Below are 21437 nucleotides of genomic sequence, written 5' to 3'. Positions count from 1 at the left end.
ATAATTAGACTGTTACTTAGGTTTTTTAATTTATTATAAATAAGGATATTCATGAGTGAAACATCAAATGATTTTTTTAAATCAAAGGTATTAGGACACCCATCTGGGTTATTTGTACTGTTTTTTACAGAAATGTGGGAGCGTTTTTCGTTTTACGGAATGCGTGTATTATTAATAAACTTTTTAACAGCAGCAGCAGTTGGAGCTAACCCAGGTTGGGAGTGGTCAGCTGAAAATGCAGGAGCGCTATTTGGTACTTATGCAATGTTGTTGTATTTAACACCAATTTTAGGAGGTATTATAGCTGATAAATTAACGGGTTACCGTTGGGCTGTGGTTATAGGGTCGATAGTTATGACTTTAGGGCATGCAGCTATGGCTATTGAAACTGAATTTTGGTTGTATGTAGGTTTAGCTTTATTAGTAATAGGTACAGGTTTCTTTAAACCTAATATGACTTCTATTATTTCTGAAATGTATAAAGATTTACCAGAGAAGAAAGACGGTGCTTATACCATTTTTTATATGGGTGTTAATGCAGGAGCTTTCTTTGGAATGATGTTGTGTGGATACTTAGCTGAAAAAGTTGGTTGGTCTTGGGGATTCGGTTTAGCTGGAATCTTTATGTTATTAGGAACCTTACAATTCTGGTTAGCTAAACCATTATTCGGTGCTATTGGTGATGTTCCTTCAAAAAATAAAGAAGAGGAAACTAACGAAACGTCGGTTACAGAAACATCTAATGATAGTGATAAAGAAAATCCTTTTACAAGTTTAGATAAAATTTTAATTGTAATTTCTTCGGTAATTGGTTTAGGATATGCAATTAATGATCCGTTATCAAAAATTGGAGGAATCGATATTTTTGGAGCATTAAAAGTTGGAGATTTTGATGGACAGTACGTAGCTGTATTGTTTGGTTTAGCAGTATTCTTATTTTTAACAATTTCTCGTATTTCACGATACACCAAAGTTGTTAGAGATAGAATGATAGCAGTAATTATTTTTGCATTTTTTACTGTTTTCTTCTGGATGAGTTTTGAGCAAGGAGCAACGTCATTAATACTTTTTGCCCGAGACAATGTTGATAGAGTTTTAACAGGTAACGCTCAAACAATATTTAATATAGTAAATACACTATTAACTGTAATTCCTTTAATAATTATTACTTGGGTATTATATTTATTAGGAAAAGAAACAGGTAAAAGAATTCCAGTATCAAACATTGTATTAGCAATTTGTTTTCTTGGTGTTTGGGCATTAGTAGGATGGATGTTATATGTTGAGTTCTCAGCTGAGGCTTCAGAAATCACAGTATCATGGTTCTCAATCTTAAACTCATTCTTCATTATTGCTTTTGCTAACTTATTCTCAAAATGGTGGGATTCAAAATACAATCCATCTGCAGCTGTTAAATACGGTTTAGGTTTAATTATCATGGCTGTTGGTTTCGGCTTATTAGCTTTTGGAGCATACGGAATTACTGATGGAGTTAAAGTAAGTATGGTTTGGTTAATTTTAGCATACTTATTCCATACATTAGGTGAATTATGTTTATCTCCTGTAGGGCTTTCTTATGTATCTAAATTGGTACCAGCGCGTATGATTGCATTTATGTTTGGTATGTGGTACTTAGCTATTGCGATAGGAAACAAGTTAGCTGCAGTATTTGGAGGTCAGATAGAAAATATTACAAAAGAGTATAGTTTATCAACATTCTTTTTAATTTTTACCATAGTGCCAACGTTAGCTGGATTATTGGTAATCGCATTAAATCCTGTGATTAAAAAATTAATGCATGGAGTTAAATAACTCTAAATAAACGTTAAAACAATCTTTTACAGCCTGTCAATTTTATAAGTTGGCAGGTTTTTTTGTAAATTTGGAACACTTATTGAGACTTAAGGAGTATGAAAAAAATAATATTAGTAGCAGTTTTAACCTTTATTTCATTAGGGGTCAAGGCACAAGATAAAGTAAATTGGTTAAGCTTTGAGCAAGCGATGGAAATGAGTGAGAAAGAACCAAAACCAATTTTAGTAGATATTTATACTGATTGGTGTGGTTGGTGTAAAAAAATGGATAAAACGACTTATAAAAATAAGGTAATTATTGAGTATATCAATACACATTATTATCCAGTAAAGTTAAACGGGGAAACAAAAGATGATATTACGTTTCAAGGAAAAACGTTTAAGTACCAAGCTCAAGGAAGAAGAGGGTATCATCAATTGGCAGCTGCTATAATGAAAGGACAGTTAAGTTATCCTTCAACAGCTTTTTTTAATACAGAAAGACAGTTGTTACAAAATGTCCCTGGTTACTTAGAAGAAAAAAGGTTTGAGAAAATACTAGCATATTTTAACAAGGATAATTACAAGAATACACCATGGAAAGAGTTTGAAAAAAACTTTAAAAGCGCGATGTAAAATCTATTCTTTAAAAATATAAGCACCATTTTGACCAGTATACCAAAATGGTGTTTTTTGTTTATAGCAAGTTTCTCTCCATCTAGTAATATATGATTTATAATTACTACCATCAGCAATAATTTGTTGAGGTTTTAAGGTAGTAATAAGTCTATCTAAATTAATTTTAGGGCTGTCTTTCAGAATAACTATTGGGTTTTCAAGTTCTTTTATTTGATAAACACTTAGACTATCTACAATCAAAACATGTTTGTCCATATAGGAGGTTATATTTAAAATTGAATCAGTATTTTTAGAATAAACCTCTTCATTAACTCTATAAGATTGTAGTAGCTTTTGATGACGAAGAACAGAATCATTCAAAGAGCTAAAAATGTTTATTTCGTTACCATTTCTTTTTCCTATAATAGAATGTCTACTTTTATGAAATACAATAAATTCACTTTTTCTGTTAATTTGAAACTTTTCATAAAAATAAATTCCCTGAAGTAGGAGAGTAGAAGCCAAAAGTAAAAATACACGTTTATAAGTTTTTTGAATCCAAGCCAGATACAAGAAAATAATAAAAACATACCAAGCTAGCATTGCTTCAAAAGACATTGAGAGTTCTTTCAATAAAAAACCTTCTTGGTGAGAAATCCAATCAACAAAATAATTCATTATTGAGATTATAAATCCGTAACCATCAGCCATAAATTGAGGTAGTATGCTCAGTGTAGCTAATAAAATAATTACAATTCCGAAGAGTAAAATTACGCCTAAAAAAGGAATGATGATTAAGTTAGATAAAATAAATAAACCTGGAAATTGATGAAAATAATACAAACTTATTGGTAATATACCTGCTTGTGCAGCAATTGAAACGGTAAATAAACTCCAACCTTTATTTAGTAACCAAAACTTAGGTTTCCATAGATTGTAGAGTAATGGTTGAACCCAAACAATACCAAAAACAGCTAAATAACTTAATTGAAATCCAACATCGAATAAAAACATCGGTTTTATTAAGAGTAAGAAGAACATCGAACTGACTAATGAATATTCAATAATCTTTTTCCGCTTGAATGATTGTCCAATAGCAACAAAAGTAAACATCGTTACTGCACGAACTACTGAGGCTGATAAACCAGCGATAAAGGCAAAACACCATAAGAGTAATACAATACAGATGGTTTTTACGAGTATTCCGTTAGGAAGCTTTTCTATGGGTTTAAGTAAATAGGAAAAAAGTAGTAGTAAAATACCAATATGCAGCCCAGAAATGGCAAGAATATGAATAGCACCAGCATTTGTGTAGCTTTCTAACAAGTCTTTTGAAATTTCTTGTCGTTGACCTAGTAATAAAGCATTTATTACGGCGAACTCATCATTGGTAAAGTGATATTTTTTTAAAGAGGTTTGTACGCTTTCTCGAATATTAGCCGATAAAGTGATTAAAGAAAAACTAGCATTGTTAAGTTGTTTAAACTCATGTTTGCTTAAAAACACTTGATGATAAATATACTGTTTGGCTAAATACTGTTTGTAGTCAAATTGATGCGGATTTAAAGGTGGAATCAGCACTTTAAAAGGAGTTTTAATACAAATACGATTACCTACCTTTAATACAGGTGATAAACTGTCCTTTTGAATGTTCAGAAGAATATATCCACTGGTTTTGGTAGAATCAACCTGAGAGACTTTAGTTACATATTTTGTATAATAATTCCCGGGTTTTAATACTTTTTGTACATCAAGTATGTAAGTAGAATTCTTAGTTAATTGATGTTCATAATAATTCGCGTAATTTCTCGGATTGTGAATATACGCGGTACTAATTCCGATAAAAACAAAGAATAGCGGTGTGGCTATACTAAATGTTTTTCGTACCTGAGTTCTTTTTAAAAAATAAAGAATAATTAAAAAACCGATTAAAGAATAAGCCAAGTATATAAAACTATACTGCCAAATTTGTGTGAGAAATTGGAATGTTATGCCAATAACAAGGCACACCAAAAAGTGAAAAGGAGGGTATTCTGACAATTTTTTCATAGCCTTTTAAAGTTATGAAAAAATAGTGAACTTGAAAAAAACAGTTATCTTTTGTTTGTGATTAGTTGATGGAACCCGGAACTAAATTAGAAATTAAAGATACATTTTGTTAGTTTTGGTGCTTTTTATAATAGGTTTATATTGTTTTTTAACTTGTTTTATTTGGTGATGGAGATAAGAATTTAGATTTGATTCTACTTAAAGTTTCCTGTGATATATTAATATAAGATGCTACAATCTTATTTGGTAAGCGTTTTACAATATTTGGGTTAACTTTAAATAATTGTTTATATCGCTCTGATGCATTTAGCGTAGTAAATGAAATTAATCTTTTAGAGTTGTTTACATATGCTTTTTCTAAATAAATATTATAAAAATCTCTCCATTTTGGAATGATTTTCATGAGATATCTAAAGTCCTTGTGAGTGATATATAAAAGTTCACTGTTTTCAATGACTTGAATAGATTCTTGAGCAGGTTGATTTGTTATAAAACTAACTAACTCTGTTGCAAATTGATTTTCAAATGCGATATAACGTGTAATATCCTTCCCTTCTTCATCTATATAGAATAACCTTAAACAACCTTTTATAACAAAATAACTAACCTGACTATTTTTTCCACTTGGAAGTAAAATTTGATTTTTGTTTTTTTTAATTGTTTTAAAATATGATAATACGATTTTTAAATCTTCATTATCAATATTGATATTTCTTTTTATAAACTTGGCAAGTTCTTTATGATTAGTCATCTATTTATAATCTCTTACAAATTTACGGTATAGAATAATATCTTGAATTGATAGTACAATTAAATTATGCTCTTTTGCAAAGTGCAAAATAGAATCATTTTTTGCCATCGTTCCGTCATCATTCATTAATTCACATAAAACAGCTTCAGGTTTTAAACCAGCTAGCTTCATTAAATCTACACTTCCTTCGGTATGACCTTTTCTTGTTAGTACACCATTATTATTCGCTCTTAAAGGAAAGATATGCCCAGGCTTAGCTAAATCACTACTTTTAGTATTTTCACTACAAGCTACTTGGATAGTTTTCAATCTGTCTTTAGCAGAAACTCCAGTAGTAACACCTTCTTTTGCTTCAATTGAAATAGTGAAAGGTGTTTGAAAGTTACTAGTATTTTCTTTTATCATATATGGAAGGTTAAGAAAATCAGCTTTTTCGTTTGTCATGCATAAACAAACTATGCCACTACATTTTCTGATCATCAAGGCCATTTGATTAATAGTCATATTGTGAGCAGAGAATATCAAATCACCTTCATTTTCCCTATCTTCATCATCAACTAATATAATTCCATTACCATTCTGAAGATTTTTTAATGCTCTTTCAAGGCGCTCTTGGCTATTGTTACCAAATATCTTTAGTTTATCTAAATCTGCGATTACCATATTGTTTTTTAATTTTTATATGGCAACAAAACTAATCTTCTTTTAAACGAAACTATTTGACCTAAGTCAATAAATTAATCTATTAGATAGCTGTAATTTCAGCTGTGCATTAATTCAGACTTGGTTTTAAAATTCAACTTCTGTTTCTTTTGTTTATATCATTGATTAGCTAATTTGGACAGAACCTCCTAACCCTTTATTTCACTTAAAGTCTATTCATAACAGTTAAACTTTTTTGCATTAAATGAGTTGTAAAATACAAGTTGGAGTTGCTACAACAGTATCTATTAATGTTTTTTAAGTTATTTATAATAGCATAAAAACCAAACAAAAAAGCAATCTCAAACGAGATTGCTTTTTAATTTTATATAGCTTTTTGAAATACTTTATACAACTTCAACAAATAAACCTTCCTCTGTTTTTTCAACTTTAGCAAGACTGTTTTTAGTTAGTCCTTTAATAGTTTTGTCCCACTTTTTATTAGACAAACCACTTTGAGTTTTTAACTCATTTAAACCTATTTTTTCAGCTTTTTCTAATAAAGCTAATACAGCTTTTTCATCGTCGTTTAGTTCAACTGTAGGAGCTTTCTTTTCAGGTTTCATCTGTGGAAAGAATAATACTTCTTGAATTGATGGATTGTTCGTTAAATACATAATTAAACGATCCATTCCAATTCCTAATCCAGAAGTAGGAGGCATACCATATTCTAACGCACGTAAGAAATCTTGATCGATAAACTCTCCTGCTTCATCATCACCACGAGCAGCTAACTTTAACTGAGCTTCAAAACGCTCACGTTGGTCGATTGGGTCGTTTAACTCAGAATATGCATTGGCAATTTCTTTACCACATACCATTAACTCAAAACGTTCAGTTAATTCAGGATTATCACGGTGCTCTTTACATAAAGGAGACATTTCTTTTGGATAATCAGTAATGAATGTTGGTTGAATGTAGTTTCCTTCACATTTCTCACCAAAAATCTCATCGATTAACTTTCCTTTACCCATTGTTTCATCTACTTCAATTCCCATGTCTTGAGCAGCTTTACGGATTTCATCTTCCGATTTTCCGTTGATATCAAAACCAGTAAAGTGTTTGATAGAATCTGCCATAGTAACACGTGCATATGGAGCTTTAAAGTCAACTTTATGCTCTCCAAAAGTAGCTTCAGTAGTTCCGTTTACAGCTAAAGCACAGTGCTCTAATAATTTTTCAGTGAATTCCATCATCCAGTTGTAGTCTTTGTAAGCTACATAAATTTCCATTGCGGTAAATTCTGGATTATGTGTTCTGTCCATTCCTTCATTACGGAAGTTTTTAGAAAACTCATATACACCGTCAAAACCACCAACAATCAAACGCTTTAAGTATAACTCATTCGCAATACGCATGTATAATGGAATGTCTAATGCATTATGATGTGTAATAAATGGTCTTGCTGCTGCACCACCAGGAATTGGTTGTAGAATAGGTGTTTCTACTTCAAAATATCCCGCATCGTTAAAAAACTGACGCATGGCGTTGAATAATTTTGTACGTTTTACAAACACGTCCTTTACTTGCGGATTTACCACTAAATCAGCATAACGCTGACGGTAACGCATTTCAGGATCAGTAAAACCATCAAAAGTATTTCCTTCCGAATCTACTTTAGGCAATGGTAGTGGTTTTAAAGATTTACTTAATAATTTAAAATCTTTTACCATTACAGTGATCTCTCCAACTTGAGTTTTAAATAACTCCCCTTCAATACCTACAAAATCACCGATATCTAATAATTTCTTGTATACTTCGTTGTACAAAGCTTTGTCTTCACCTGTACAAATTTCATCTCTGTTAAAGTATACTTGAATGCGTCCTTCACTATCTTGCAATTCAGCAAAAGAAGCTTTTCCTTGAATACGACGAGACATTAATCTACCAGCAATAACTACCTTCTTACCTTCCTTAAACTCCTGTTTAATCTGTTTGGAATTCGTATCTAATGGAAATAAATCTGCTGGATATGGATTGATACCCAATTCACGTAATTTTGATAGTTTTTCTCTACGTACAACTTCTTGTTCTGATAATTGCATTGACTTAATTTTTAAGTAATTTTTGTTTAAAGGTGCAAAGATACAATCTATTACAAAATTAGACAACGGTAGTATGATATAGATTTTATAAAAAAAGTAATTTTTATTTGTAGGTTTTAAAAAAGGATGTATATTTGCAGGCTGTCTAATTTTAAAAGGACAGCATTTAGTTGTGTTGTTAGATACTTTAAATAGTATCATGGTTTTGTTAACCAATGGAAAGCTTCCCTTAGATGGGTTGCTTTTTTTTTGCTTTTTATTTACGTTTATTATGAAGCTATTTCCCGCTTTCCGCACTCGCTCTCTACGAGGAGCTCAAACAAATGCTTCAATCGGGGCTAAATAATTAATCGTCATTTCGACCGAAGAGAGAAATCTTAGAGTTATTAGTTAGAATTAAAATGTAAAAAAAACTTTTTCTTAAAAAAAAGCGGCTTTATACTCCCAGAACTTAACAAAAAACAGTACTAAGAATACCATAGATATTGAAAATTTAATTGTAGCAGAAGCTAAAAAGCCTAAGAATGCACCAAACGATGCTTTGATAGCTCTGTTAGTATCTTTACTATCATAAATTAACTCACCAACCAAAGCACCTACGAAAGCACCAATTAAAATTCCGAAAGGAATAGGAGAGAGTAATCCAATAATTAAACCTATAGTGGTACCGTATACTCCATATTTCGTACCTCCAAATCGTTTAGTTCCCATTGCTGGGATAAAGTAATCAAGAAAAAATATAATGACAGCAATAGCTAAAGTGATTCCTAAAAATGTCCAATTTTGAGGAACTGCTTTTGTTAAATGTAATAATAACAAACCTACCCAGCTAGTAATAGGACCTGGTAATACTGGTAAAAATGAGCCAATAATTCCTAAACAAGCAAATACAAAACCGAGTATAACTAAAAATATATCCATTAACTTTTTTATAGATAAGACGAAGATATGAAAGCTTTGTTACACATTTGTTAACTAAAAAATTAGTTTAAACTAATTTTTTAGTTATATTTGTTTCAGAACATTTCATAAAAATATATAATGAGTAAACAATTAACGAAGGCAGAAGAGCAGATAATGCAGGTGTTATGGAGGTTAAATAAAGCTTCAGTAAAAGAAGTAATAACAGAATTACCTGAACCCAAACCAGCATATAATACAGTTTCAACTATTATAAGAATTTTGGAGACGAAAGAGTTTGTAGGGCATGAGCCAAAAGGTAGGGGGTATGTGTATTATCCGTTAGTGGAAAAGTCAGAGTATAGCAATGAGAGTTTACACAAGTTAATGAATGGTTATTTTGGAGGTTCATTTAAAAGTATGGTGTCATTTTTTATGAAAGAAAACAAAATGGACATTCAAGAGCTAGAAAGTATTTTAAAAGAGGTGAATAAAAATAAGAAGTCATGATAAACTATATTATCCAAGTTATATTATTTCAAGTACTTTTTGTAGCGGTGTATGATTTCTTTTTAAGTAAAGAAACTTTTTTCAATAAAAATAGATGGTACTTGTTAAGCACTGCATTACTTTCTTTTATGTTGCCTTTATTTAAAATTCCGACAGTTCAAAAAGCTGTTCCTCAAGAATATTACACTTTATTACCAGAGGTAGTGTTATCACCTCAAAAAGTAATCGAAAAAGCTGCTTGGTATCAATCTGTTAATTATTTAGATGTACTATTTTGGATTGGATGTTTATTATTTTTTGTAGTGTTTTTAGTAAAATTAGAACGTATTATTCGATTAGTTTTACAATATGGTGTTGCTAGAAAAGAAACTTATAAGTTGGTTTTATTGCCAAAAGAAACTAAGGCGTTTTCATTCTTCAATTATATTTTTTTAGGAAACGAAATTCCTTCTTCGAAAAGAGAGAAAATTATTCAGCACGAGTTGGTACATAGCAAACAGAAACACACATTAGACCTGTTGTTTTTTGAGTTTTTGAAAATAGTTATGTGGTTTAATCCGATGGTATATGTGTATCAAAACCGCATTTCTCTGGTTCATGAATATATTTCAGATGCTGTAGCCAGCAAATCAGATAAAAAAGAAAATTATATAAACCATTTACTCGCTGATATTTTTCAGGTCGAGCATATTTCATTCATTAATCAATTTTACAAACATTCATTAATCAAAAAACGAATTATTATGATTACGAAAACACAATCAAAAAAAGTTAAACAATTAAAGTATTTATTACTAATACCTCTCTTAGGGAGTATGATTTTGTATACAGCTTGCTCAAGTGAAGAAGTTAAAATGAATAAGGTTGAAAAACAGCCTGTAACAGTATATAAAAGTGAGGGTGGTAAAATTGTAAAAAAGCCTTCTACTGGTTACCAAAGTAAATATCTTGATTTATTTTTAGGGAAAGAACTTCCAAATACTAAAGAATACTCTATAGATGAATTGACAGAAGAAGAGAAAGGAGAATATTTAGCTTTATTAAATGGGTTTAATAAAGAAGGAATGCCTCAATTAAACATTAGAGTTTTTGAAGCTGAAAATGGTAGAAAAATGGTTGCTTTTGACTTTGTTGGGAAAAATGAAAATAAAGAAAAAACTAATTACCAAGACTCAGAAAGCATTCCTTTTTCCATGCTAGATAAAGCACCAACTTTTCCTGGGTGTGTTGAAGGAGATAAAGTTTGTTTTAATAGAAGTTTACAGAAATTTGTAAAAGAGAATTTTAATCCATCTATAGCTAATGAATTAGGTTTAGATTCAGGTAAAAAAAGACTTTATATTAAATTTAAAATAGATAAAAAAGGTAATGTGACAGACATAATGGCAAGAGCACCGCACCCTACATTAAAACAGCATGCAGAAGAATTGGCACAGAAGTTGCCTCAAATGAAGCCAGGAGAAAAAGATGGAAAGATTGTGGCGACTGGGTTTGTATTACCAATCAGATTTAACGTAGAATAAATTAATTATATTGGTCACAAATAACCAATGAACAACACCAAAAATAGAAACGTGAGAAATAAAATTTTACTTATTGTTTTTGTAATAGCATTTCTAAAAGTCGAGGCACAAGTTTCGACTTTTAAAACTATTGATAGTTTAGTAAATATAGGACGTTACCAAACAGCATTAACAAAGTTGCATGAGTTAGATACTACTTTTCAATCAACTTCAAAAGTAGCATCTATTTACGCTTCAATTGATAATTATAAAAAAGCCTCTTTATATTATGAAAAGGCATTGGAGTTAAAAGATGATTATTCAGTAAAAATAAGGTTGGCAAAAGCGTATAAAAAAGAGAAAAAGCTACAAAAAGCTATTGATGTTTATGAAGGTATTATAAGTAAAGATGCTGAAAACTTACTTATAAAGTATCAGTTAGGAAAATTGTATGCACAAACCAAGCAACCAGCAAAAGCGATTGATACTTTTAAAAATATTATTAAGCAAGATAGCACGAATGCAAATTATCATTACCGATTGGGAATTGCTTATGGAATGTTGAAAAAGCGAAATCTAAAAATAAACAGTTTTTTAGAGGCGTATAAAAATGATACAACCCACATTAAATCTATTCACCACTTAGCATTAGCTTATACTTTATTACACGATAAAGATTCAGCAAACATATTTATAAATAGAGGCTTGGTAGTAAACCCTAACCATATTAATTTAAATAAGCTAAAAATTAATAGTTTATATAGAGAAGAAAAGTTTACTGAGGCTATTCAATTTTTAAAAAGGATAGATACTATAGAACCCAACGAACATTACACGCAAAAAATGCTAGGGCGTAGTTATTTTAATCTAAAGAAATACGAAGAGGCAAAAAAGTATTTTAATAAAGCCATAAGAATAGATAAATCAGATTTTAAAGCCTATACCTATCTAGGTGATATTAATTTTGAAAAGAAAAAATTTTACAAAGCTCAGTTAGATTATATGGTGGCAACTTTTGCTGGTAAAGAACCCAGAGATGTTGAATATTATCAATTAGCAAGAGTTTATAAAGAATTAGGAAACCCTAAAGAAGAACTTAAATCATATAAAAAATCTTTTGAAGAGAATAGGAAAAATTATAAAGCATTGTACCAACTAGCAAAAACTAGTGAAGACTATTACAAGGATAAACGAATAGCTTACAAACATTATAAAAATTATGTAAACCGTTTTGAAAGAAAAGATTCTGTATTAACTAAGCACGCTAAAGAAAGGTTAAAAGAAATTAAAAAGTACTATTTCTTACAAGGAGAGATTTTACAATAGTATTTAATTTTGTATATTCATCTTAAAATCAACAAGATGAGTTTTCGCTATGTGGCTTTTTTAATTTGTGCCTTGCTATGTTCTTCTTGCGACTTCTTTTCATACCCAAAAAAGAATAGTGCGCAAGCTTTAGATACGATTGTAGATTTTACAAAAGTAGATGTATATCCCTCTTTTAATAGGTGTAAAGATTTACTTGATGAAAATTGTTTTAGAAAAGAAATTCATAAAAGAATAACAACGGATTTAAAACAATATAATTTTGTTACTAAAAACAACTTAGATGAAGAAATTTTAATTGATATTCTGATTAATAAGGAAGGGGAGTTTGTTTTAGTTGAATTAACTACATCTGATATTGTTACCAATCAATTACCAGAATTAGATAGTATTGTAAAGTTAGCAATAGAAAAACTCCCAAGAATAAGTCCTGCTATTAAAAGAGGGATTCCAGTAGTAACAAAATATCAATTGCCTATTAAAATTAAAACAGAGTAGTACGTTTATAATTTCAAAAGTTCCTCAACAAAATCACGACTATTTGATAAACGAGGAATTTTATGTTGTCCACCTAATTTTCCTTTTTCCTTCATCCAATCATAAAACAAACCTTTACGGGCTTGATGTATCTTAGGCATTGCTAAAGTCATATTATTATAACGTTTAGCTTCATAGTCAGAATTACAATTTTTTAAAGCATTATCTAACTCTTCAGTAAAAAAGGTAAGGTTTTCAGGAGCTTTTTTAAACTCAATAATCCACTCATGTGCACCATTCTCTTTACCATTCATAAAAATAGGACCAACGGTATACTCTTTAATTTCACAGTTAGTTTTATCACTCGCTACTTTTAAAGCATCTTCGGCATTTTCAATAATTAACTCTTCGCCAAAAACATTAATATGATGCTTAGTACGTCCAGTAATTTTTATGCGATAGGGATCAGTTGAGGTAAACTTAACAGTATCTCCTATCAAGTAACGCCATAAACCACCATTTGTGGTAATAATAATGGCGTAATTAACATCTTTTTTTACATCAGAAAGAGGAATAGCTTTAGAGTTTTCTCCATTGTATTCACTCATTGGAATAAACTCATAAAAAATTCCGTAGTCTAGCATTAATAGCATTTCATCAGAATCATTTCGGTCTTGAATAGCAAAAAAACCTTCCGATGCATTATAGGTTTCATAATATTTAAAATCGTTTCTTGGAATGAGTTTCTTATACTGTTCTCTGTATGGATTGAAGTTTATTCCTCCGTGAAAATAAACCTCTAGGTTAGGCCAAACCTCTAAAATATTATCCTTTCCTGTTTTTTCAAGTACTCTATTTAATAAAACTAACATCCAAGAAGGAACACCAACTAAGCTTGTAATATTTTCATGAATAGTTTCATTAATAATAGCTTCCATTTTTGTTTCCCACTCACTCATTAAAGCAGTTTCTTGCCTTGGAGCTGAGCTAAAGTCTGCCCAAAAAGGCATATTTTCAATAATGATTGCAGATAAATCACCAAAATAAGTGTTGTTGTCTTCATATACTGCTGAACTTCCACCTAAACGTAGTCCCTTACCAGTAAAAAGCTTTGCGTTTTCGTTATTGTTTATATATAAACATAACATGTCTTTTCCTGCTTTAAAATGACAATATTCAATAGCTTCATCACTTACAGGAATAAATTTGCTTTTTGCATTAGTAGTACCACTTGATTTTGCAAACCAACGTATAGGCGTAGGCCAAAATAAATTTTGTTCTCCTTTTCGACAACGTTCAATAAGTGGTTCAATACTTTCATAACGTTGAATAGGAACATTGTTAGCAAAGTCAGCATAACTTTTAATTGAAGAGAAATCTTGTTGTTTTCCAAATTCGGTATTCTTAGCAGCGCTTACAAGCTTTAGTAATAGCTCATTCTGAACATCAATAGGATATTTTAAAAACAATTCTACTTGATGTTTACGCTTTTTTAAGAACCAAGAAATGATGGAATTTATAAATGGAAACGTCATAGATTAACTCTTAATTCAATTTTTTTACTGTAATTTTGTGAAGCTAAATGTAACAAAATTTAAGACATGCAATACCAAGGAGTTTTAAAAAAAATGCCTACTGAAAATTTAAGTACAGTTCAATACTATTTAGATATGAGAGGTGATTTTTTGAATATGAATCAGTTATTGAATAAGGAGCTAACCTTAAGTTTTGTTACTTACGAGTGTTTAAACTGCCATTTAGAAAAAAAAATCTACCGTCAAGGTTTTTGTAAAAAATGCTTTTTTGAAACTCCAACAGCTGGTGATTGGATAATGCGTCCTGAATTAAGTAAAGCGCATTTAGGAGAAGAGGATAGAGATTTGGAGTACGAAAAAAAGGTACAGTTGCAACCACATATTGTGTATTTAGCAAATTCAAGTAACGTAAAAGTGGGAGTAACAAGAAAACAACAAGTACCAACTCGTTGGATAGATCAAGGGGCACATGAAGCCATTGAAATTGTTGAGGTGCCGAATCGTTATTTAGCAGGAATTACCGAAGTCGCCTTAAAAGAGCATGTTGCTGATAAGACAAATTGGAGAACCATGCTAAAGAATGATATTAAGGATGAAAACTTAGTAGAATGGAGAGAAAAGTTACAAGAGTTTATACCTGATGAAGCTAAAGAATACTACATAGCTAATAATACTGAAACGAATATTCAGTTTCCAGTTGAAAAGTTTCCTAAAAAACCTAAAAGTTTAAATTTAGAAAAGGAAGAAACATACACTGGTAAACTGGTAGGTATTAAAGGACAATACTTAATATTTGAGGATGAAACAGTGTTTAATGTTCGTTCTAATGAAGGATTAGTAGTTAAAATTGAGTTTTTATAACAGCTCAATTTCTCTTTGAATATTTATACGAGCAGTTTCTTCAAACTTTAGATAAAAATATTCTGTTTTAAATATATTTTCCATCGTTAAAAAATGCTGTAATGCTTTTTTTCTCCCTGAGTTATAAATCCCACTAGGATAAATGGCGTATTCTTTTCGTACATTTTTATAATACTGAGTATATACTTCCCAGTCTTGCCCTAAAATAGATAAATCAGCATCAGTAAAAAAGTTAGTATCTGAATCTTCAGAGGTTTTATGAGATTTAGTAGCTAATATTTGAGAATAACAATTTTCTATAATTTCGTTTGGTACTGAAAGTTGTTTCATTCTTTTAATAGCTAATTCAGCGCTTTTTTCTTCATTATTACTTTTTAAAGAGTTGTAGATAATATCATGATAAAACAACGTGAATAAAATTGTGTTCCAATGGTTTACTTCAGTTTTTATTGGAGTAAGTTGAAAAAGTAAACTCTCAAGATGTTCCAATGTATGGTAGTATCTCTTTTTATCAGAATAACTCTCAACAACTTCTTGCCATAACAGGATGTTAAGGTTGTTATCGTTTGAGTAAGTAGCTAACAGGTTTAAAAAAGTATTTTTTAGCATAAAATGAGTAAAAAAGAAAAAGGGTTCATTTGAACCCTTTTTTTAATGTTTTACAGCAACATGGTTGTTGTTCATTTTTAATTCGCTTAGTACGTTTAGCGCTTCATTTATGTAAATATCTTTCTGAAGATTTTTATGCCATGCAACACGTTTTTCTTCTAAAACAGTATCCTTTTTAAATAGGTTTAACTCGTACTTAGGAGAAACAAATGTTAAGTGTGAATCAAATTTAAAAATATCTTTAAATTGTTCTCCTTCTTTAGTTTTAGCCTCGCTTTCCTTTTTAAAAGCATCATAGTTTAAAGAATAGACTCTTTCGTCTTGGTTTTTCTTTAACCACTTAGCATAGTCATTTATTTTATTAAACTTTTCGTTGTTCATTACACGTTGCTTACTATTGTAAACAACATCGGCAAAATTACTATATGAGTTGGTAGTGGTATATTTAGCTTGTTGTACCTTATCCCAAGGTAAAGCACCATCTAAATCACGTTCTCCAAAATCCATATAACTATATCTGGTAGGTAAAGAAATATCAGAATAAACTCCTTCAATTTGAGTAGAACCACCATTGATTCTATAGAATTTTTGAATGGTCATTTTTAAAGCTCCTAAATCATTAGGATATTGCTCATAAAAACGGTTTATAGGTAACACATTTTGTACAGTTCCTTTACCGTAAGTTTGCTTACCACCAATAATAACACCTCGTTTATAATCTTGCATTGCTGCAGCAAAAATTTCAGAAGCAGAGGCAGAAAATTCATTTACCATTACTACTAATGGTCCTTCCCATTGAATTTTTGGATCAGTGTCAACCTTTACTAAAGGATCTTCACCACGATATTTAACTTGAACAATTGGTCCTTTGTTGATAAATAAACCACCAATTTCAATAGCTGTTTTTAAAGAACCACCTCCGTTATCACGTAAATCAACAATTAAACCTCGAACATTTTCCTCTTTTAAACGTTCAATTTCTTTTTCCATGTCTTTTGCTGCATCTCTACGGCTTAAGTCATTAAAATCTATATAAAACCTAGGAAGGTTAATGACTCCATATTTTTTACCATTTTTTTCAACTATACTTGACTTTACAAAAGTTTCTTCAAGCTCAACTACATCTCTAATAATTGGAATAACTTTAATAGAACCGTCAATTTTTTTCTTTACAGTTAAACGAACTTCTGTTCCTTTTTTTCCTTTGATAAACTTTATAGCATCATCCAAACGCATTCCAACAATATCTAAAGGCTCTTCATCTCCTTGAGCAACTTTTAAAATAATATCGTCAGCCTCTAACTCACCTTGTTTCCATGCAGGTCCTCCAGAAATTAATTCAACAATATGAGTGTAAATACCTTTTTTCTGTAAACGAGCTCCAATACCTTCTAATTTACCAGACATCTCTTGGTCGAAACGTGTTTTAATTCGAGGAGACATATAAGTTGTATGCGGATCAAAACCGCTTACTACGCTATTTAAAAACGTAGAATACCAGTCAGAGTTTTCAAGTTCACCTATACGCATGTATAAGTCGTCCATATTTTTTAAGACTTTTTTTCGTGCTTCAGCCTCTAAAACTTTAAAACTTTTCTTTTTAAAGCTCTTATCTTTTTTAGTCTTCTCGTTTTGTTGATTTTCAGCGTCTTCAATATTGCTTAAAATCGATAATTTTAATTGCTTCCTCCAATAATCAATTAACTCAGTTTCGTTTTTAGCATACGGAACTTTGTCGTAATCAATATCAATAACCTCCTTTTTCTTATAGTTAAAAGGTTGCTTTAATAAAGAACGATAGGTCTTTTTACCTGACTCCATCTTTTCTAAAAAACGTTTATATACTAATTTGTAAAAATCAATATTCGATTCTCTTAGTTGATTGTCTATTTGATACTTGTATTGAGAAAACTCTTTTAAATCTTCTTGAGTAAAATAACGCTTACTAGGATCTAAACCATCAATAAATGTAGTATACACATGTTCAGAAAAATCGTCATTTAACTTTTTTTGAACGTAATGGTATCTACTTAAAATATTTTTTAAAACATAAACAATAACACGGTCTTTTTCAGGATCGTTATTTGGAAGCGTATTCGAACTAACAGAGTTAGAAAATAAAAGGGTGATTGCTAAAAATGGTATAATAAACTTCGTCTTCATAAAACCTTCTGTCTTTTTAATTTGTGTTGAGTCGTTGTGTTGCTAAGCTACTAAAATAATGCCAATTTTTTAGATTTATTGCTTTTTATAAATGCCTCTAAAAACTTCTTTAGTCTTTTTAAGGTCTTCATTAAGAAAATTCCAAACTTGAGTTACAGAACCATCTTTGTTCTTTGTCCAAGTAATTTGATTGTAATAATTGCCTTTTTCATTTTTTACAAGATCACTTTTTAAAGTCATAGCATTATCTTTAAAATAACCTTTTAAAACTAGTGAAAAACCAGTGTTATCAATCCAAACTTGGTTCCAAGTATTATCTGCTTTGTTATAATAGTTGTAACTGGTTCCTTGACTTTTTGATGTTTTAGAACTCCAATTTTCTTGAATAGCACAAGCATTAGGCGTTTTTATAATGTTGTTATGACCAATTAATTTTCCTTGTGTATTATAAACATTCCAATTTCCGATCCAAAAATCAAACTGGGTATAGTTTATTTCACTGCAAGGTTTTGTGGGGGGATTTTGAGCAGAAATAATTGAAAAAAAAGAAGAAATAACAAAAATTGTAACATAAACAATAATCCGTACCATAACGCTTGAGTTTGATTACCACAATTTTACACATAAAATGAACCAATCTGTCTTTACAAAATGTTAAAAATAGAATCCTTTTTTTATGTTACATTTGTTGTAAAACTTACTTACTATGCAAGATAGACCTTTGATTTTAGTTACGAATGATGACGGAATTACTGCTCCTGGTATTCGTATGTTAATTGAAATTATGAATAAAATTGGAGATGTAGTTGTAGTTGCACCTGATAGTCCGCAAAGTGGAATGGGGCATGCTATTACTGTGAATAACGTGTTACACTGTAACCCAATTACTATTGATGAAGGTCCACAAATAGAGTACAGTTGTTCGGGTACTCCTGCTGATTGCGTTAAAATGGCAAAAAATGAAATTTTAAATCGTACACCAGATTTATGTGTTTCAGGAATTAATCATGGAGCAAACTCATCAATTAATGTAATTTATTCAGGAACTATGAGCGCTGCTGTTGAGGCTGGTATTGAAGGGATTCCTGCAATAGGTTTTTCTTTATTAGATTTCGATTGGCATGCCGATTTTAGAGCAGCACGTAAGTTTATCGAAAAAATAGCGTTAAATGTTTTATTAAATGGATTACCAGACGGTGTAATTTTAAACGTAAACATTCCAAAGTTAAAAGAAGACGAAATTAAAGGAGTTCGTATATGTAGACAAGCGAATGGTTACTGGAAAGAAACGTTTGATAAACGTAAAAGTCCTTTTGGGAAAGAGTATTATTGGCTCTCTGGAGAGTTTATTAATAGAGATAAAGGACAAGATACTGATATTTGGGCATTAGAAAATGGTTTTATATCTGTAGTACCTGTTCAATTTGATATGACAGCACATCACGCAATTCAAAAATTACACACATGGGACATATAAAAAAAGAGATATTGATTGGAATTATAGTCTCATTGTTGGCAACAACTTGTGGATTTTTTATTTATTTAGAGTATATCTCAGAACTTAGTATTTCTGAAACTATTACTACAATAAAAGAAGGAGGAGTATTGGGATCTGTAATAGCTTTAGCAGCGATACCTAATTTATTTGTTTTTTGGGGGTTTCTAAAAAAGAAACAAGATTATAGAGCAAGAGGAGTGTTAATAACTACAATTGCTGTAGCTTTATTAACAGCATTTTTAAAGTTTTTCTAATTTTAATACATGAAATATTACATTCTTGTAGGTGAAGCTTCGGGTGATTTACACGGAGCCAATTTAATGAAGGCCTTGTTTAAGGAAGACCCAAAAGCTGATATTCGTTTTTGGGGAGGAGACCTAATGCAAGAAGTTGGAGGTACTCTTGTTAAGCATTATAAAGAGCGTGCTTTTATGGGGTTTGTTGAGGTGTTGATGAACTTACGTAAGATTTTAGGAATGATTTCTTTTTGTAAAAAAGACATTGCTCAATTCAATCCTGATGTAATTATTTTTATTGATAACTCAGGTTTTAATCTTCGTATTGCTAAATGGGCAAAAAAGCAAGGTTTTAGAACTAATTATTATATTTCACCTCAAGTTTGGGCAAGTAGAGCTGGTAGAGTTAAAGATATTAAACGAGATATTGACCAAATGTTTGTAATTCTTCCGTTTGAAAAAGAGTTTTATAATAAGCATGGTTATGATGTTCGTTTTGTAGGGCATCCTTTAATTGATGGAATTGCAGGAAGGGAACAAGTTTCTATAGAAAAGTTCAGGAAAGAACATAATTTGGGACATAAAGAGGTTATAGCATTGTTACCAGGAAGTAGAAAGCAAGAAATAACAAAAATGTTATCAGTAATGCTTTCGTTGGTAAAGAATTTTCCACAATATCAGTTTGTAGTGGCTGGAGCACCAAGTCAATCGTACGAGTTTTATAAAGAAATAATTGGAGACACAAATGTGAAATTCATTAATAATAAAACTTATGATTTATTAAGTATTTCACATGCAGCTTTGGTAGCGTCAGGAACAGCAACTTTAGAAACAGCTTTGTTTAAAGTGCCTCAAGTAGTGTGCTATAAAGGAAGCAACATTTCATATCAAATAGCCAAACGAATAATAACATTAAAATACATATCGTTAGTTAATTTAATAATGGATAGAGAAGTGGTAAAAGAATTGATACAAAATGATTTTACCAAAGAAAATTTGCAATACGAATTAACACGTATTTTAGAACCAGAGCATCGTCAGCAATTGTTTTTGTCATACTTTGATTTGGAACAAAAATTAGGAGGAAAAGGAGCCTCTGCAAAAACAGCAAAGTTGATTGTTGCTGGATTAAAAAAGTAAAAATAGCATGATAAAAAAAGTCTTCTTTATATGTATGGTATCATTTTTAATGATTTCTTGTGGATCATCAAAAAATGTTAACACGACTTATCAAAAAAGAGCTTCAACAGTTAACCCTAAAAAAGTAGAAGTTACAGATACTAAAACCAGTGAAACATTAACAAAAAAAGAGGATGTAACCGTTGCAGATAAAATTGTATGGACGGCAGTAACTTATAAAGGAGTGCCATATCGTTTTGGAGGAATGACTAAAAGAGGAATGGATTGTTCTGGATTAATTTTCACATCGTTTAAACAACGAAATGTACCCATAGCAAGAACATCGCACCAAATGTACGTACAAGGAGAAAACATTTCATTACGAGAGGTTCAAAGAGGAGATTTACTATTTTTTAAAACTTCAAGAAAAAGGGGGAGAGTAAATCATGTTGGGTTAGTAACTTCTGTAGATAATGGAGATATCCGTTTTATTCACTCAACCACTTCACGAGGGGTGATTGTAACCTCACTTCATGAAAATTACTGGAAACGCGCTTTTATTAAAGCGAAGAGGGTGCTGTAATAATCGTTAAGCCAAGTTTTAACTTCTATAATTAACACTAAAGTGGATTTCTTTATTGGGTGTTATTTGTCTTTCAGCTAAAAAGTAACTGTTTATAAGTTAGCATAAATATAACTTTTAATTAAAGATGAAAATAATTTAATACTTTTGAGCATACCTC

General features: G+C 30.6%; 20 protein-coding genes. 11 read left to right on the top strand and 9 right to left on the bottom strand.

Translation table 11 applies throughout. The features are described 5' to 3' along the window. Window positions 1–51: 51 nt before the first annotated feature. The gene (locus tag VCM48_RS07325) at window positions 52–1812 is read left to right on the top strand and encodes a peptide MFS transporter (RefSeq protein WP_482272154.1); all 1761 of its coding nucleotides are present in this window, start codon (window positions 52–54) and stop codon (window positions 1810–1812) included. Between the two features lie 98 nt (window positions 1813–1910). After that, window positions 1911–2429 carry a thioredoxin family protein gene (locus VCM48_RS07320; protein WP_099215458.1) on the top strand — a complete coding sequence of 173 codons (519 nt, stop codon included), beginning with the start codon at window positions 1911–1913 and terminating at the stop codon, window positions 2427–2429. Window positions 2430–2432: 3 nt separating this feature from the next. Here the strand turns inward: VCM48_RS07320 and VCM48_RS07315 are convergent, their stop codons facing one another. The 5 genes from VCM48_RS07315 to VCM48_RS07295 form a co-directional block, all read right to left on the bottom strand. Further along, window positions 2433–4460, bottom strand: coding sequence for a ComEC/Rec2 family competence protein (locus VCM48_RS07315; protein WP_482272153.1), 2028 nt, complete (start codon window positions 4458–4460; stop codon window positions 2433–2435). A gap of 148 nt (window positions 4461–4608) precedes the next feature. After that, window positions 4609–5211 (bottom strand): Crp/Fnr family transcriptional regulator, encoded by a 603-nt coding sequence (locus VCM48_RS07310; protein ID WP_274639692.1) that lies wholly within the window; start codon window positions 5209–5211, stop codon window positions 4609–4611. Next, entirely contained in the window at window positions 5212–5874 is a 663-nt protein-coding gene (gene ribB / locus VCM48_RS07305; protein ID WP_482272152.1) for a 3,4-dihydroxy-2-butanone-4-phosphate synthase, read from the bottom strand. Window positions 5875–6260: 386 nt separating this feature from the next. After that, window positions 6261–7958, bottom strand: coding sequence for a lysine--tRNA ligase (gene lysS / locus VCM48_RS07300; RefSeq protein ID WP_482272151.1), 1698 nt, complete (start codon window positions 7956–7958; stop codon window positions 6261–6263). Between the two features lie 420 nt (window positions 7959–8378). Then, the gene (locus VCM48_RS07295; RefSeq protein WP_099215456.1) at window positions 8379–8879 is read right to left on the bottom strand and encodes a DUF456 domain-containing protein; all 501 of its coding nucleotides are present in this window, start codon (window positions 8877–8879) and stop codon (window positions 8379–8381) included. Between the two features lie 120 nt (window positions 8880–8999). Here VCM48_RS07295 and VCM48_RS07290 point away from each other — a divergent pair, with 120 nt between their 5' ends. From VCM48_RS07290 to VCM48_RS07275, 4 genes are read left to right on the top strand one after another with little or no spacing between them, the layout of a single operon-like run. Further along, window positions 9000–9368, top strand: coding sequence for a BlaI/MecI/CopY family transcriptional regulator (locus VCM48_RS07290; protein ID WP_430730706.1), 369 nt, complete (start codon window positions 9000–9002; stop codon window positions 9366–9368). Further along, the gene (locus VCM48_RS07285) at window positions 9365–10891 is read left to right on the top strand and encodes a M56 family metallopeptidase (protein WP_482272150.1); all 1527 of its coding nucleotides are present in this window, start codon (window positions 9365–9367) and stop codon (window positions 10889–10891) included. The genes VCM48_RS07290 and VCM48_RS07285 overlap by 4 nt, the downstream gene beginning before the upstream one ends. 51 nt (window positions 10892–10942) lie before the next feature. Continuing rightward, on the top strand, window positions 10943–12196 hold the full coding sequence (locus tag VCM48_RS07280; protein WP_482272149.1) for a tetratricopeptide repeat protein: 1254 nt from the start codon (window positions 10943–10945) through the stop codon (window positions 12194–12196). Window positions 12197–12232: 36 nt separating this feature from the next. Beyond that, window positions 12233–12694 (top strand): SAM-dependent methyltransferase, encoded by a 462-nt coding sequence (locus tag VCM48_RS07275; RefSeq protein ID WP_482272148.1) that lies wholly within the window; start codon window positions 12233–12235, stop codon window positions 12692–12694. Between the two features lie 5 nt (window positions 12695–12699). Here the strand turns inward: VCM48_RS07275 and VCM48_RS07270 are convergent, their stop codons facing one another. After that, window positions 12700–14208 (bottom strand): GH3 auxin-responsive promoter family protein, encoded by a 1509-nt coding sequence (locus tag VCM48_RS07270; protein WP_482272147.1) that lies wholly within the window; start codon window positions 14206–14208, stop codon window positions 12700–12702. 66 nt (window positions 14209–14274) lie between these two features. Between VCM48_RS07270 and VCM48_RS07265 the strand changes: the two genes are divergently transcribed. Then, on the top strand, window positions 14275–15069 hold the full coding sequence (locus VCM48_RS07265) for a DUF2797 domain-containing protein (RefSeq protein WP_482272146.1): 795 nt from the start codon (window positions 14275–14277) through the stop codon (window positions 15067–15069). Here the strand turns inward: VCM48_RS07265 and VCM48_RS07260 are convergent. From VCM48_RS07260 to VCM48_RS07250, 3 genes are all read right to left on the bottom strand, one after another. Then, a complete protein-coding gene (locus tag VCM48_RS07260) occupies window positions 15064–15678 on the bottom strand; it encodes an HD domain-containing protein (protein ID WP_482272145.1) in 615 nt (204 codons plus the stop codon). The genes VCM48_RS07265 and VCM48_RS07260 overlap by 6 nt on opposite strands. A gap of 42 nt (window positions 15679–15720) precedes the next feature. Further along, window positions 15721–17841, bottom strand: coding sequence for a carboxy terminal-processing peptidase (locus VCM48_RS07255; protein ID WP_482272144.1), 2121 nt, complete (start codon window positions 17839–17841; stop codon window positions 15721–15723). A 75-nt stretch (window positions 17842–17916) separates the two neighbouring features. After that, window positions 17917–18432, bottom strand: a complete 516-nt coding sequence (locus tag VCM48_RS07250; protein WP_482272143.1) for a hypothetical protein — start codon at window positions 18430–18432, stop codon at window positions 17917–17919. A 115-nt stretch (window positions 18433–18547) separates the two neighbouring features. Here VCM48_RS07250 and surE point away from each other — a divergent pair, with 115 nt between their 5' ends. The 4 genes from surE to VCM48_RS07230 are packed head-to-tail and all read left to right on the top strand — an operon-like array spanning window position 18548 to window position 21277. Next, entirely contained in the window at window positions 18548–19318 is a 771-nt protein-coding gene (gene surE, locus VCM48_RS07245) for a 5'/3'-nucleotidase SurE (RefSeq protein WP_115901697.1), read from the top strand. Then, complete coding sequence (locus VCM48_RS07240; protein ID WP_482272142.1) at window positions 19306–19593, top strand: hypothetical protein; 288 nt, start codon at window positions 19306–19308, stop codon at window positions 19591–19593. The genes surE and VCM48_RS07240 overlap by 13 nt, the downstream gene beginning before the upstream one ends. A 9-nt stretch (window positions 19594–19602) precedes the next feature. Continuing rightward, window positions 19603–20715 (top strand): lipid-A-disaccharide synthase, encoded by a 1113-nt coding sequence (lpxB, locus tag VCM48_RS07235; RefSeq protein WP_482272141.1) that lies wholly within the window; start codon window positions 19603–19605, stop codon window positions 20713–20715. Window positions 20716–20722: 7 nt separating this feature from the next. Then, window positions 20723–21277, top strand: coding sequence for a C40 family peptidase (locus tag VCM48_RS07230; protein WP_482272140.1), 555 nt, complete (start codon window positions 20723–20725; stop codon window positions 21275–21277). Window positions 21278–21437 lie beyond the last annotated feature (160 nt).

The organism is Tenacibaculum sp. DPLXC6, from assembly GCF_056815515.1.
Note: the sequence above shows the minus strand (reverse complement) of the source record. Positions and strands in the feature narration are given on the sequence as shown.

Bases quoted from the DNA above. Each gene is read 5' to 3' on its own strand.
- VCM48_RS07325 (WP_482272154.1), top strand. From the start codon at position 52: ATGAGTGAAACATCAAATGATTTTTTTAAATCAAAGGTATTAGGACAC.
- VCM48_RS07320 (WP_099215458.1), top strand. From the start codon at position 1,911: ATGAAAAAAATAATATTAGTAGCAGTTTTAACCTTTATTTCATTAGGG.
- VCM48_RS07315 (WP_482272153.1), bottom strand. From the start codon at position 4,460: ATGAAAAAATTGTCAGAATACCCTCCTTTTCACTTTTTGGTGTGCCTT.
- VCM48_RS07310 (WP_274639692.1), bottom strand. From the start codon at position 5,211: ATGACTAATCATAAAGAACTTGCCAAGTTTATAAAAAGAAATATCAAT.
- ribB (WP_482272152.1), bottom strand. From the start codon at position 5,874: ATGGTAATCGCAGATTTAGATAAACTAAAGATATTTGGTAACAATAGC.
- lysS (WP_482272151.1), bottom strand. From the start codon at position 7,958: ATGCAATTATCAGAACAAGAAGTTGTACGTAGAGAAAAACTATCAAAA.
- VCM48_RS07295 (WP_099215456.1), bottom strand. From the start codon at position 8,879: ATGGATATATTTTTAGTTATACTCGGTTTTGTATTTGCTTGTTTAGGA.
- VCM48_RS07290 (WP_430730706.1), top strand. From the start codon at position 9,000: ATGAGTAAACAATTAACGAAGGCAGAAGAGCAGATAATGCAGGTGTTA.
- VCM48_RS07285 (WP_482272150.1), top strand. From the start codon at position 9,365: ATGATAAACTATATTATCCAAGTTATATTATTTCAAGTACTTTTTGTA.
- VCM48_RS07275 (WP_482272148.1), top strand. From the start codon at position 12,233: ATGAGTTTTCGCTATGTGGCTTTTTTAATTTGTGCCTTGCTATGTTCT.
- VCM48_RS07270 (WP_482272147.1), bottom strand. From the start codon at position 14,208: ATGACGTTTCCATTTATAAATTCCATCATTTCTTGGTTCTTAAAAAAG.
- VCM48_RS07265 (WP_482272146.1), top strand. From the start codon at position 14,275: ATGCAATACCAAGGAGTTTTAAAAAAAATGCCTACTGAAAATTTAAGT.
- VCM48_RS07260 (WP_482272145.1), bottom strand. From the start codon at position 15,678: ATGCTAAAAAATACTTTTTTAAACCTGTTAGCTACTTACTCAAACGAT.
- VCM48_RS07255 (WP_482272144.1), bottom strand. From the start codon at position 17,841: ATGAAGACGAAGTTTATTATACCATTTTTAGCAATCACCCTTTTATTT.
- VCM48_RS07250 (WP_482272143.1), bottom strand. From the start codon at position 18,432: ATGGTACGGATTATTGTTTATGTTACAATTTTTGTTATTTCTTCTTTT.
- surE (WP_115901697.1), top strand. From the start codon at position 18,548: ATGCAAGATAGACCTTTGATTTTAGTTACGAATGATGACGGAATTACT.
- VCM48_RS07240 (WP_482272142.1), top strand. From the start codon at position 19,306: ATGGGACATATAAAAAAAGAGATATTGATTGGAATTATAGTCTCATTG.
- lpxB (WP_482272141.1), top strand. From the start codon at position 19,603: ATGAAATATTACATTCTTGTAGGTGAAGCTTCGGGTGATTTACACGGA.
- VCM48_RS07230 (WP_482272140.1), top strand. From the start codon at position 20,723: ATGATAAAAAAAGTCTTCTTTATATGTATGGTATCATTTTTAATGATT.